The organism is Synergistaceae bacterium (genome assembly GCA_012521675.1).
Taxonomy (GTDB): domain Bacteria; phylum Synergistota; class Synergistia; order Synergistales; family Aminobacteriaceae; genus JAAYLU01.
In genome coordinates this window covers 1-12,892 of the sequence record JAAYLU010000096.1, presented here as the reverse complement: position 1 = coordinate 12,892, position 12,892 = coordinate 1, and the positions used below count along the sequence as shown (strand labels likewise).

At 62.7% G+C, this 12,892-nt stretch carries 13 protein-coding genes; 8 read left to right on the top strand and 5 right to left on the bottom strand.

From position 1 onward, the window contains the following. The 5 genes from GX181_09130 to GX181_09110 form a co-directional block, all read right to left on the bottom strand. On the bottom strand, positions 1-926 hold a 926-nt coding region (locus GX181_09130), incomplete at its 3' end, for an MmgE/PrpD family protein (GenBank protein ID NLM72103.1). A 16-nt stretch (positions 927-942) separates the two neighbouring features. Continuing rightward, a complete protein-coding gene (locus GX181_09125; GenBank protein ID NLM72102.1) occupies positions 943-2,307 on the bottom strand; it encodes an MmgE/PrpD family protein in 1,365 nt (454 codons plus the stop codon). 8 nt (positions 2,308-2,315) lie between these two features. Continuing rightward, positions 2,316-2,642 carry a DUF4387 domain-containing protein gene (locus GX181_09120; protein NLM72101.1) on the bottom strand — a complete coding sequence of 109 codons (327 nt, stop codon included), beginning with the start codon at positions 2,640-2,642 and terminating at the stop codon, positions 2,316-2,318. Then, complete coding sequence (locus GX181_09115) at positions 2,639-4,036, bottom strand: MmgE/PrpD family protein (GenBank protein ID NLM72100.1); 1,398 nt, start codon at positions 4,034-4,036, stop codon at positions 2,639-2,641. Before GX181_09115 ends, GX181_09120 begins: the two co-directional genes overlap by 4 nt. A gap of 4 nt (positions 4,037-4,040) precedes the next feature. After that, positions 4,041-5,429 carry a DUF1446 domain-containing protein gene (locus GX181_09110; protein ID NLM72099.1) on the bottom strand — a complete coding sequence of 463 codons (1,389 nt, stop codon included), beginning with the start codon at positions 5,427-5,429 and terminating at the stop codon, positions 4,041-4,043. Between the two features lie 300 nt (positions 5,430-5,729). On the opposite strand from GX181_09110, the gene GX181_09105 reads away from it, so the two are divergent. The 8 genes from GX181_09105 to GX181_09070 form a co-directional block, all read left to right on the top strand. After that, on the top strand, positions 5,730-6,722 hold the full coding sequence (locus GX181_09105; GenBank protein NLM72098.1) for a DUF128 domain-containing protein: 993 nt from the start codon (positions 5,730-5,732) through the stop codon (positions 6,720-6,722). Positions 6,723-7,013: 291 nt separating this feature from the next. After that, entirely contained in the window at positions 7,014-7,520 is a 507-nt protein-coding gene (gene purE / locus GX181_09100) for a 5-(carboxyamino)imidazole ribonucleotide mutase (protein ID NLM72097.1), read from the top strand. Positions 7,521-7,531: 11 nt separating this feature from the next. Beyond that, positions 7,532-8,218, top strand: a complete 687-nt coding sequence (locus tag GX181_09095; GenBank protein ID NLM72096.1) for a phosphoribosylaminoimidazolesuccinocarboxamide synthase — start codon at positions 7,532-7,534, stop codon at positions 8,216-8,218. Then, complete coding sequence (locus GX181_09090) at positions 8,215-9,651, top strand: amidophosphoribosyltransferase (GenBank protein NLM72095.1); 1,437 nt, start codon at positions 8,215-8,217, stop codon at positions 9,649-9,651. Before GX181_09095 ends, GX181_09090 begins: the two co-directional genes overlap by 4 nt. After that, a complete protein-coding gene (locus GX181_09085; GenBank protein NLM72094.1) occupies positions 9,648-10,688 on the top strand; it encodes a phosphoribosylformylglycinamidine cyclo-ligase in 1,041 nt (346 codons plus the stop codon). The genes GX181_09090 and GX181_09085 overlap by 4 nt, the downstream gene beginning before the upstream one ends. Next, positions 10,685-11,299 carry a phosphoribosylglycinamide formyltransferase gene (locus GX181_09080; GenBank protein NLM72093.1) on the top strand — a complete coding sequence of 205 codons (615 nt, stop codon included), beginning with the start codon at positions 10,685-10,687 and terminating at the stop codon, positions 11,297-11,299. The genes GX181_09085 and GX181_09080 overlap by 4 nt, the downstream gene beginning before the upstream one ends. Positions 11,300-11,352: 53 nt before the next feature. Further along, positions 11,353-12,627 (top strand): phosphoribosylamine--glycine ligase, encoded by a 1,275-nt coding sequence (purD, locus tag GX181_09075; protein NLM72092.1) that lies wholly within the window; start codon positions 11,353-11,355, stop codon positions 12,625-12,627. After that, on the top strand, positions 12,617-12,892 hold a 276-nt coding region (locus GX181_09070), incomplete at its 3' end, for a hypothetical protein (GenBank protein NLM72091.1). The genes purD and GX181_09070, both read left to right, overlap by 11 nt.

Genomic DNA, 12,892 nt, shown 5'->3' with positions numbered 1-12,892 from the left:
GTGATGGACGTGGTGCGCGCGACGACCTTCACGATGTCGTCCGGAGTTATATCCGGGTTCTCCTCCCGGAATCGGCGCAGGGCCCCGATCGTGGTGTGCTTGCTGCGGCACGTGGAGTAGAACTTTAGGCCGATGCCCATAAGCTCCCACCTGTCGCCCAGGTCGCCGCTTGTGCGCTCGACATCGTATACGTCGTCCGTGAAGCAGTTATAGAAGCCGCCGAACTTGTTCTCGAAGACGTCCTCTATGCCGGTGAAGCCCTTCTGGGCCAGCAGGGCGCCCAGTATGGCGCCTTCAGACGATCGGGAGGGCACTATCCTCTTCGCCATCGAGGCGAACTGCACCGCCTGGAGGCCTCCGGCCCAGTTGCCGGCGATTCCCATGGCGTGCCCCATCTGCTCCGTCGTCAGCCCCAGCATCCTTCCGACGCCGGCGGTGGAGCCGAAGGGACAGCAGGTACCAGTGTTGTTCCAGCCCTGGTGGGCAATCTCCATGCCCACAGGGGCCGCAACCCGGCAGGCCACTTCGTAGGCCAGTGCCGTGGCGGTGAGGAAGTCCTTCCCGCTGACGTTGCCGAGCATCTCCGCAAAGGCGGTCACGCAGCCCAGAACTCCGGTGGATACGTGGATTATTCCGTCGGTGTGGGTATCGTCGAGCTCGAACGAATTGATCGCCGAGCCGTTGAGCATCATGGCGTTTACCACGGAGGTCTTGCGGTTCGTCCCCCATATGGAGGCCTCCTCCCGGTCGGTCATATTCTCAAGCACGTCCCGGTAGATCTTCATCCACATGGTCGTGGAGCCGAAGAGTCCGCATCCGTAGTTGTCCAGAAGCACGTTCTTCAGGTGGTCGAGCACCTCCTTGGGGATGTCCTCGTACCGGTACTCCGACGAGAATTTCGACAGCCTTGCATTGATTGTGTCCATCACGGTCCATTCCTCCCTATCGGATGTGGAGCATCTCCGCGAAGGATGATATTTCCCCGCGGCCCTCTATAGACATGGCCGCGGCCATGATCTGTTCCGTCCTTTCGCCGTCCATGACCGAGCCTGTAACATCCCGGAATTTCTCAAATAGCTCCTCGTCGGACATCGGATTCTCCGCGTCTCCCTTTGCGTGGTCTATCCTGGTGGACGCGACGACGCCCCTCTTGTCCCTAATCTCCACTATCATGGAGCGGGGATTGGGGTAGACCTTCTGGATCTCGTCGTCCACCTCTATCCTGACCATGTCCGAGACCCGTCTGACCTCCTGGTCGGCGATGGCCTCCTCCTCGTACTCCCTGATTCCCGCCTTGCCGCGAACCAGTATTGATGCTATGCCGTACTGTATGCTCAGCCTCGCGTGAAGAGGGGAGCGGTAGTCGGGGATATCGGAGCCCTGCTTGGCGTTGCGGTGCGTCCTAACTACGATCGACTCGATGCTCTCCGGCGTGAAGGGGTGCTGTTCAAGATTTTTCTGCGTGGCCTCGATGGCGTAGTGAACGTATCGGCAAGAGCAGTACGGCTTGAAGTAGATCCGCAGGATATGCCAGTCCTCGCCAAGGTCGGCGTCCACTATCCCCTCTTGCACATCGTCGGCGAAGCAGTGGAAGAAGCCCAGCCGACCCTCCAGTATCTCCGTCGGGCCGGTGATTCCGTCACGTGCCAGCATGGCGGCCATTATGCCGTTTTTGGCGGCGTTGCCGGGATGGACGTGCTTCGACACAGAACCGTCTATCTCGTATTGGTTGATCCCGGAGGCAAGGCTTCCCGCGATGCCAAGCGAGTGGACGGCGAGCTCGGGCGTCAGGCCGAGGATCTTCGCCGCAGCGGTGGTCGTCCCGAAGGTGGCTATGGTGCCGGTGGGGTGGAATCCCTTTAGGTAGTGTCCGGGATTGATGGCAGTGCCGATCCGCAGGGATGTCTCGTAGCCGGCGACGATCGCCTCGAGCAGCCTCTTTCCGTCGATGCGCTCGGCCTCTCCCAGGGCCAGTGCGGCGGGGATGATCGAAGCGCCCGGGTGGTATGTAGCGTACTTAGTGCCGTCGTCCAGCTCCAGGGCATGAGCCGCCATGCCGTTTACGAATGCGGCCGTCATAGGGGATTTCTTCATGGAACTGCCCGCCACCATGGAGATGCCCTTCTCGTCGAGCCTCTCCGCGAATCTGCGTCCCGCCTTGCCGCTAAGGGAGAGCCTGCTTCCGGCGAGCAGCGCCCCCGTCGTGTCCAAAAGGCATCGCCGCGCCTGGGAGGCCACGTCTTCGGGCAGCGAATCGAATGACAGGGATGCCGAAAAGGCCGCCAGTTTTTCTGTTAGAGATGCCATGGCCCTCGTCAGTCCTCCCAGGGGATCTCCAGGGCGAACAGGGGGGCGTACTGCTGGCAACCGTAGACATCCGTCTCGCCCGGTCCGCCGCTGGGGCTATTGCGCTTCAGGTTCGCCTTTATTCCCATGCCGGGGTCGAAAAACATGAAGTCGAGGATCTTCTCCTCGGGGAGGCCGTAGGCGTCGGCGATGGCCTTGCGGGTCACCGCTCCGGATCCTTTGACCTTCTCGTATGTCCCCCGGTCGGCGAAGATTATCTCCAGGGTTATCATGAAGCTGCCTGCGTTCTTGCTTCTTATGGTCCTGGCCAGGTCGCATATGTTTTTTGTCCTCATGGCTTGTGAAACCTCCCGAAATGATCAAGTATGTCCCCGTAGGCGACGGCTTCGACATCGGACTCCACGCAGATCTTCCAAAGCCCCGTGACGAACTCCTCGGGGTAGTACGGGGCCAGCATCGCCGTCAGCTTCTCCATGAGATCGCGGTCGATCACGGGGTTTTCCGGTTCGCCCTTCGCGACGGGTATGCCCTTCTCGAAAGTCCTGCCGTCCTTCAGGACGAGGCTCATCCAGGCGCCCCTCTCCTCCGGGTACAGGGCGTTCATTCTCTCGTCCTCCTCGATAGTCACGGCCGATGCGACCCGACGAAGCTCCTCGTCGGCCAACAGCTCGGGGGTGTAGTCCTGGAGCGTGACGTTGCCGGTCCGGAGGGCGAGGGCCAGGGAGAAGGGCATGCTGAACATGGCCTCCTCGAAGTTGGACGGCAGGAAGACCTGTCCCACCTCCACTATGCCCAGCCTGTAGGTTCTTATCTTGATTGATTCAACGTCCCTTTCGGTGCATTCCAGCGTCTTCTTCGCCTCGCGCGCCAGGTCTATGGCGGCGTGACAGTGCCTGCACGTCGGGTACAGCTTGGTGTAGGTAAGAAGTATCTCCCACCTGGTGCCGAGGTCGCCCATCAGCCCCTCCTCCGAGTACTCGCCGTCGCACATGGCCTTGAGCCAGCCGTGCTGCCCCTCGAAGAGGGTGCGGGGGGATTTGGCGCCCCTCAGGGCCAATTCGGTCGAGAGCACTCCCGCCAGGGCGGCCTTGCCAGGCTGCAGAGGCTTTATCCCCGGATGGTCGTGGAGCATCTCCTGGAGCCCCGCGCTCTGAAGCCCTCCCATGGACATCGCGTAGGCGAACTTGTCCGAGGGCAGTCCCGCGATGGACGCGCAGCCCGCCGCCGCTCCTATGGCGCCGCATGTTCCGGTGGAGTGGAATCCCCGCTTCAAGTGGGAGGGATTGATGGCCCTGGCGGCCCTCAGCATGGCGTCGTAGCCTATGACTATTCCCTTCAGTATCTCCGAAAATGACGAGCCGCTCTTCTCTCCCATGGCCAGCACTGCCGGGATGACTGCAACCGCCGGATGGGACGTCCCCCACCTGTGCCCGTCATCCAGCTCGATGGAGTGGGCCATGATTCCCATCGCGAGGGCGGTCCAGGGCGCCGGCAGTTTTGTGCCGTCGCAGAGTATGGTGGCCTCCTGCCCGCCGCCCGTCTCCTTCAGGTAGTCGATGGATATGGAGGCCAGCTCCCCCTCCTTGTAGCCTGCCGCAGTCTCGCACAGGAAGTCCATCAGAACCCGCCTGGCCTTTTCCATGACCCCTCCGGGGATGTCGTCCGTTCCCAGGGAGGCGTAGTAGTTAGCCTGTCTTGCGAGCAGGGTGTTCTCCCGGTCGATATTCACTGTCCTAAACCCCCGAGACGGTCTCGAAGACGAACCGGAAGATTTCAGGGTCCAAAGGATCCTTAAGAGTGATCAGGTGGTCCACCGTCCATTGGTAGCACTTGTTCCTCGGAAAGAGGGGCTCGTCGGTTATCAACGCCACCGAGCCCCCCGAGGAGTTCATCTGCCCGGGGTAGCTCATGTAGAAGAAGCGGAACTTGGCGCACTTCGCGACCGACTCCGCAAGCTCGAGGTCCTTCGAGATGACCTCTATGACTATGGCCACCTCGTGGGACCGGGTGACCTCCACCGGCTCGTTCTCTTTCATGATGGCGTTCTTGCCGTAGGTGTGGAAGAAGAGCTCGTACTGGTCGTCCCTGTGAGGGCCTATGATGTCGGACACTTTCGCCCTGGTGTCGGCCAATATGAGGTCCAGGTTGTCGATCGCCCTGGTGTCCCTGATGCCCACCATGTGATATGCTCGGTGCCCTGCCTCCCCCGCCCCCTCGAGCTTTACCTTGTAGCTGCCGTCGGGAGAGGGCACGAACAAACTTCCGGAGACCTTGCAGATCCTGTCCGTCTGGGCTTCGTACTTGCTGGAGTGCATGTCGAGGATCCCCCCGGGAAGGGCCTGGACAAAGGGGTTCGTCCGCTCGTACATCGAGTGGGCCGCCACGCTGTGCGGCGTGGCCTGCTGATCCGGGTGCATGGGCTCGATTGTGAAATGGTCGTCGAACACGGTTGCGATTATCGATTCTTTTACCTTTTGCGGCCAGCAGACCAGCGAGGCACATTCCGCCGCCTTCCCCATGTGCAGGCTGATGCCCGGGTCGAAGCCCCTGAAGATGGGGTAGGAGGCCAGGACAGCGTCGTCGCAGGCCCTGCCGGCAATGATCACATCGGCGCCCTCCTCAAGGGCGTGGGTGAACTGCTCTATCCCCATGCTGGCCGTTACGTTGGTGGTGTTATCGAGGACTTCGTCGGTCAGTGGAAAGGAAGCCCCCAGGGGTTCGCTCTCGCCTTTTGCGACCCGCTCCCTGATGGTGTCGATGGGGACCTGCGAGTAGATGAGGGCCATCTTGAACGGCTCCATCTTCCGCTCCTTAGCAACTGCTCTTATGATGTCCGCGTACAGATTCACGCCCCGGTCCGTTCCGGTGGTGCTGCAGGACCCCACGATCATGGGAACCTTCTTTTTACGGGCTTCTACCAGGGTGATCTCGAGGTCGTGGTGCTCCCATTCGACGGGGTTGTGAGGCATATCGGCGCCTAAAAATGCGGGGCCCGCGTCGGCTGTGCCCGCGTCGGCCCCAAAGCAGTCGATATCCCTCTTGACACCTTCGTAGAAAGTGCCCTTCTCGATGATGTTGTCGCCCAAATTGCCCGTCGAAACCAGCAGAGAAACTTTCCTCATGGGTACGTCTCCTTCCGTGGTTGTTATTTATTAACGGTCGCAAAAGACAGACTACGGTAATAGATTGCCGAAGTTTTAGTGGCTTAATAATACTAGCATAGGCGTCGACTTGTCAAGACAAGATGAAAATGGTATAAAAACATGGAGCTGATCGGGCTTGGTCCATGTTTTATCCTTAAGCGGAGACTTGGATCTGAAATATAAGAAAAGAAAGCAAGCGGTAAAAGAGTTCCGTGTTGAGACTACGTCCGAGCTAAAAATCGGGGCTACGCGGACGCCGCGACCAGGGGAGGCGTAACAGTGTTCAGTGGAGAAGGCTACTCCGAGACCATGATCGAGATTCTGCGGGCGCTCTACTTCAGCGGAAAGCTCCAGGCCTCGGTGGACCTGAAGAGGGCCCTCGAAAAACGAGGGGTGGACGTGGAGCCAAGAACTATCAGGTACCATATAACAAACCTGGAGAAAAGAGGGCTCGCGCGGCGGTACGGAAACCGGGGCGTCGCTCTTACCGACGGCGGAATAGCAGAGGCGAAGATGCTTTTCGTGTTCGACAGGATAGGCGGGCTGGCCATGGAGACGGAAAGACTCTCCTTGGAGTGCGACTACTCCCGTGCGTCGGGAAGGGGAAACATAATGGTCAACACCCTTATGGTCGACGAGCCCCGGGTACCCAAGGCCTTGGAGATCCTGCGGACCGTATCCGGGAGCGGGGCGATACTCTCCGCCAGGATGGGGCTTCTTAACCACGGGCAGAGAATGTGGAACTATGAAGTACCCGAGGGAAAAAAAGCTCTGATAGGGGTGTCAAGTCGCAACTACGACATCCTGCTCCAGCAGGCCCGCATACCCACGGAGACAAGCGCGACCGTGCTCCTGCATATAGAAAACGGCGTCCCGAGGGGCATCGCCGATATTATCTCGCACTCCGGCACCACCCTGAGCCCCGGCGAACTCCTCATACGTGGCAAGTACACCTCCATGTGGAGCGTGGCCAACACGGGAAGCGGTCTCGCCACCGCGGCCATTAAGACCTTTCCTTCCGTCTTTTTCGACGAGGTGGCTCAAATACTGGAAACCAAGGAAGCCGGCTTCCTCGGCGGAACTATCGAGCTAAAGGCCCAGATCCCTCAGTCCTACCTGATGACTTACAAGGACCGCAACAGGGGCTACATGCTCGTGTACGGAGGCGCGAACTTTTTCGCCCCCCTGGTGGAGCTGGACATAGCGGAGGAGCTCTCTATCAGCCACAGCATCTTCAAGATAGAACGAATGCAGCACGTTGAAACGCTGTAAAAACAAGCCCTCGGGCGGTTGACGACTGAAAACCGGGATCCCTCGCGTTCGCTCGGGATGACAAGAGGGGCGTTCGCTCGGAATTACTGAATATCGTCATCCAAACGACCAACTCTCCCTCTGGCATCCTCGATTAACTACCTTTCATAAACACCGTTTATTCGATAAATGTTCAGTCTTTAAAAATAGGTCGAAGTCCCTTCTTGACACTAGTCGAGCGGAGTTATTATGATAGTGTCGTTTTCCACTCTTATCTCTAAGCCGACTAATAGTCAAGTATGGAGGTCCATGATGAAGAAGATTGCAGTGCTGATGGGCAGCCTGTCCGACCGGGCGGTTGCGGACAGGGCGCTTGAGGTTCTGAAGTCATACGGTGTGCCGCACGAGGTGCTCGTCTGCTCCGCGCACCGGACTCCGGGGATGGCGGCCTCGTTCGCCGCCTCCGCTCGGGACGAGGGCTTCGGCGCCATAATATGCATCGCAGGGATGGCCGCTCACCTGGCCGGGGCGGTCGCGGCGAACACCACCCTGCCTGTGGTCGGAGTCCCGGTGGCATCCGGGGGGCTGGGCGGCATGGACGCGCTGCTGGCCACTGTTCAGATGCCCACCGGCATCCCGGTCGCCACGGTCGCGGTGGGCGGCGCGGCCAACGCGGCGCTCCTCTGCGTGCAGATGCTGGCCCTGTCCGACGACGGGCTGGCGGCAAAGCTTCGCGCCGCGCGCGGGAAGATGGAGCAGGACGCGCTGGAGGCCAATCGCCGACTGAAGCAGGAGCTCGCCGGCGCCCGCGACGCTTGAGGATGACGATCATGGAGCTTCTCTACAGGGGCAAGACCAAGGACGTCTACAGGCTGGACGACGAGCGAGCGCTGCTTCGCTTCAAGGACGACGTCACCGGCGTGGACGGGGTTTTCGACCCCGGCGCCAACAGCGTCGCCCTGTCCATCGACGGGATGGGAAGGGCCAATCTCGCCATGAGCGCCCGCTACTTCAAGCTGCTGGAGGAGGGTGGCGTGCGCACCCACTTCATCGACGCGGACCAGGAGGCGGGCACGATGACCGTGCGCATGGCGCGTCCGTTCGGCAGGGGGCTGGAGGTCATCTGCCGCAGGCGCGCCGTGGGCAGCTTCATCCGCAGGTACGGCACGTACATTGAACCCGGCGCCCCTCTCGACGACTACGTGGAGTTCACCCTTAAGGACGACGAAAGAGGCGACCCTCTCATCACCCGAGAGGGGCTGGCCGCGCTCGACATCCTCTCCGGGGATCAGTACGAGCTGATCGCGGCCCGCACCAGGGAGACAACCGGCCTTATAGCGGACGATCTGGCCTTGCTCGGGCTGGAGCTTTACGACATCAAGCTTGAGTTCGGCGTAGCGGGGGGCGAGGTCCTCCTGATGGACGAGGTCTCCGCCGGCAACATGCGGGTTATGGAGGACGGACGGCAAGTAGAGCCCATGGACCTCTCCCGCAGGGTGACGGAAGGCAGGTCATGAGCTCGCTTCGCGAGGAGTGCGGCGTCTTCGGAGTATTTCGCCGGGATCAGGGGCCCGTGGCGGAGGACTGCTATCTCGGCCTGTGCGCGCTGCAGCACCGCGGACAGCACAGCTGCGGGATAGCCGTGAACGAGGACGGGCTGTTTCGGCTCTACCAGGACGCGGGGCTGGTGCGCGACGTGATGACGCAGCGCGCTCTGTCCGCGCTCGGCCGCGGCAACATGGCCGTGGGGCACGTGAGGTACGGATCGCACTCCGAAAGAGGGCGCATCAACATGCAGCCCATCGTGATCGAGCACCGCAAGGGCAGGATGGCGCTGGCCAACAACGGCAGCCTGACCAACTACTCGCGCCTGAGGGAGCAGTTCGAGGAGAGCGGCTTCATCTTTCACACGACGGGCGACGCGGAGATCATATCCTGCGCGATAACGCGCGAGCGCCTGACCTCCGACAGCATCGAGGAGGCCGTCGAACGAGCGATGGAGAGCCTTCAGGGCAGCTACACCTTCGTGCTGATGTCCCCGCGCAAGATGGTGGCCGCCAGGGGGCCCAACGGTTTCCGTCCGCTCTGCTACGGGGTTCGTCCGGACGGGAGCTTCGTGGTGGCCAGCGAATCGTGTGCGCTTCAGACGGTGGGAGCGAAGCTGGCGCGCGACGTCAGGCCGGGCGAGATACTGATCTTCGACCATCAGGGGATGCGCAGCGGCACCCGATGGTGCGGCGCCGAGCGCACAAGCATCTGCGTGTTCGAGTACATCTACTTCGCAAGGCCCGACTCCGTGCTGGACGGAGCCAGCGTCCACAGCGCGCGTACGAAGGCGGGGGAGATACTGGCGCGGGAGTGTCCGGTGGAGGCCGACATAGTCGTCGGCGTGCCGGACAACGGTATCGACGGAGCCATCGGCTACGCTCGCGCGTCGGGCATCGACTACGGGCTTGGCTTCATCAAGAACAAGTACATAGGCCGCACCTTCATAGACCCTGCCGAGGAACGTCGGACCGCCGTCCACATCAAGCTCAGTCCGATAGCCTCCGTAGTGGAGGGTCGGCGGGTGGTCCTGGTCGACGACTCCATAGTGCGCGGCACCACCAGCAGCCAGATAGTCCGCATGCTGCGCGAGGCGGGCGCAAAGGAGGTCCACGTGCGGATCACCGCTCCGCCCTTTCTGCACCCGTGCTACTACGGCACGGACATACGATCGCGCGAGGGGCTCATAGCCTGTCGGCACAGCAAGGAGGAGATACGCGGGCTCATCGGCGCGGACTCCATGGGCTTCCTGAGCCTGGACGGAGTGCGCCGCATCGCGGCCCCCATCCCCGAGTCCAACTTCTGCACCGCATGTTTCGACGGACGTTACCCGACGGAGGTCCCGGACACGCTCGAGAGGGACAGGTACGGCAAGCGCCTTGTGCGCGTGGAGGGGTGCGAATGAAGAGCAAGTCCGACAGCTATCGACTGGCGGGTGTGGACATCAACGCGGGCTACCGCGCGGTGGAGCTTATAAAGGAAAGCGTCGCTCGCACCCGCATACCGGGCGTGATGTCCGACATAGGTGGATTCGGCGGCCTGTTCGCCCCGGACCTCGGGGGATTGAGGCGGCCGGTGTTGGTCTCGGCCACCGACGGGGTGGGCACCAAGCTGAAGCTCGCCTTCCTCATGGACAGGCACGATACCGTGGGAATAGACTGCGTCGCCATGTGCGTCAACGATATAATCTGCTCGGGTGCGAGACCCCTCTTCTTTCTGGACTACCTCGCGCTGGGCAGGAACGTGCCCGAGAGAGTGGCCGCGATCGTCTCCGGAGTCGCGGAGGGGTGTGTGCAGGCCGGCTGCGCCCTGATAGGAGGCGAGACGGCCGAGATGCCGGGCTTCTACCCGGAGGACGAGTACGACCTGGCCGGGTTCGCGGTCGGCATGGTGGACGAGGGCGACATCCTGGACCGGGGAAGGGTTAGGGCGGGCGATCTGCTGATAGGGCTGCCCTCCTCCGGGCTGCACTCGAACGGCTTCTCCCTGGCGAGAAAGGCCCTGGACGTCGAGAGGATTGATCTCCGAGCCCCGCTGAAGGAGCTCGGCGACGTCTCCCTCGGCGATGCCCTGCTGGCCCCGACTCGCATCTACGTGCGCCCGGCGCTTGAACTGCTCCGAGAGGGGCTGGTCAAGTCGATCGCTCACATCACGGGCGGCGGCTTTTTCGAGAACCTGCCGCGCGCCCTGCCCGACGGGCTGCGGGCGGACGTGGACACGGCCTCCTGGAGTCCGCACGCGATCTTCGACCTCCTGGCCGAAAGGGGAGGCATCCCGATGGAGGAGATGTTCTCCACCTTCAACATGGGGGTGGGCATGTGCGCGGTCACGGCCCCGGAGCACGGGGACGAGGCCCTTGCGATCCTCTCCTCGCAAGGCGAGGCTCCCTTCCCGATGGGGCGCGTATCCGAGGGCTCCGAGGGGGTTCGGCTTTGCGGATGAGCGGCTTCGTCCGCGTGGCCGTTCTCGCGTCCGGATCCGGAACCAACCTCCAGGCGCTGCTCGACGCGCAGGGGGTCGGGGAGATGCCCAGCGCCCGAGTGGCCCTTGTGCTGAGCGACCGAGCGGGCGCGAAGGCGCTTGAGCGGGCCGAGAGGGCGGGTGTCGAGGCCCTGGCCTTCGACCGTGTCTCGCTCGGCCGGCCGCGGATGGAGGCCGGGATGCTTGCCTCGCTAAAGGAGCGCGGGATCGAGCTGCTGGTCATGGCCGGCTTTCTCACCATCCTGTCCCCCGGCTTCGTCAAGAGCTTTGAAAACCGAATCATCAACGTCCACCCGTCGCTGATCCCGTCCTTCTGCGGCGAGGGCTTCCACGGCCTGCGCGTTCACGAGTCCGTCCTCCGCAGGGGAGTGAAGATCACCGGCGCAACGGTTCATCTTGTGGACGAGATCCCGGACGGCGGCCCGATACTGGCCCAGGAGGCCGTGCCGGTGCTCGATGGGGACACCCCCGAGACGCTTCAGCGCCGCGTCATGGAGCAGGTCGAGTGGCGACTGCTTCCGCGGACCGTGGAGCGATACTGCAGACATCTTATCCTGCAAGGAGGAGTATAAATGCTGTCAGTCGACTCATGCGCCCTGTTCCGCCTTCGTGATGGAGGCGCGGCATGAGGGTCCTGGTGATAGGTTCCGGCGGGCGGGAGCACGCCGTGGTCAGGAAGATCGCCGCGAGCCCCCTTGCGGAGGCGGTGTTCGCCCTTCCTGGCAACCCGGGGATGGCGGAGGCGCAGTGCCTGCCCGGAGACCCGATGGACAAGCCCCTCGCGGTGCGCACCGCGCTTGAACACGGAGTGGACTTCTGCGTGGTCACCCCGGACGACCCGCTTGCGGCCGGGCTGGTGGACGACATGGAGGCGGCGGGCATACAGTGCTTCGGCCCGGACGGCAAATCGGCCAGGATAGAGTCCAGCAAGGCCTTCTCAAAAGGACTGATGGAGAGGCACGAAATCCCCACGGCTCGCTTCGCCGTCTTCGAATGTTTGGGGGAATCGCTCGACTACGTTCGCTCCCAACCGCTTCCGCTGGTCGTGAAGGCGGACGGCCTGGCCAAAGGCAAGGGAGTGGTCATAGCCTCCACCCTGCCCGAGGCGGAGGCCGCTCTGAGGGACATGCTAGAAAAGGGCTCCTTCGGCGAGAGCGGGAGGCGCGTGATCGTCGAGGAGATGCTCCAGGGGCCGGAGATCTCTCTGCTGGTGCTGACCGACGGCGAGACTGCGGTCCCGATGGTCTCGGCCATGGACCACAAGCGCGCTTTGGAGGGAGACGAGGGCCCGAACACCGGCGGAATGGGCGCGGTCGCCCCGAATCCTTACTACACCGAGGCGGTCGCCCGTGCGACGATGGATACCATCTGCCTGCCGACCATCCGCGCGATGGCCTCGGAGGGCTGCCCGTTCAGGGGCTGCCTCTTCATCGGGCTGATGCTGACCGAGGACGGCCCCAAGGTGCTGGAGTTCAACGCGCGCCTCGGCGACCCGGAGGCTCAGCCGGTGCTGGAGCTTATGGAGAGCGACCTGCTGGCCGCCATGATCGCGTGCCGCCGGGGAACCCTTCGCGACGAGAAGGTCCGCTTCTCGAACCGTCACGCCTGCTGCGTGGCGCTGACCTCGCGCGGCTATCCGGCGAGCTTCGAGAAGGGCTTCCCGATAGAGATGAAGGACACGGATGCCGTCGTCCACTTCGCCGGAGTGGCCCGCGAAAATGGACGGCTGGTCACCGCCGGCGGGAGAGTGGCGGGCGTCACCGCCATCGGAGGCACGTTGGAGGAGGCGATACGCTCGGCCTATCGGGGCGTAGAGGCGATCGACTTCAGGGGAAAGACCGTGCGCCGCGATGTAGGAGCTAAGGCCCTGGGCCTGAATGGAGTCCGCAATGATCTTTAGAGTGTTCACGGAGAAGAAGGGGCTGGCCGTCGAGGCGGACGAGCTCCTGGGGGAGCTGACCGGGTACGTCGGGCTGAAAAGGCTCGAGGGCGTGCGGGTGCTCCGCCGCTACGACGTGGAGGGAGTCTCGCGCGAGGAGTTCGAGGAGGCGGTTCGGACCGTCCTGTCGGACCCGCGCCAGGACTTGACCTGTCCCGATCTTCACCTGTCCGAGGGCGAGCGGGCATTCGCCCTGGAGTACCTGCCCGGACAGTTCGACCAGAGG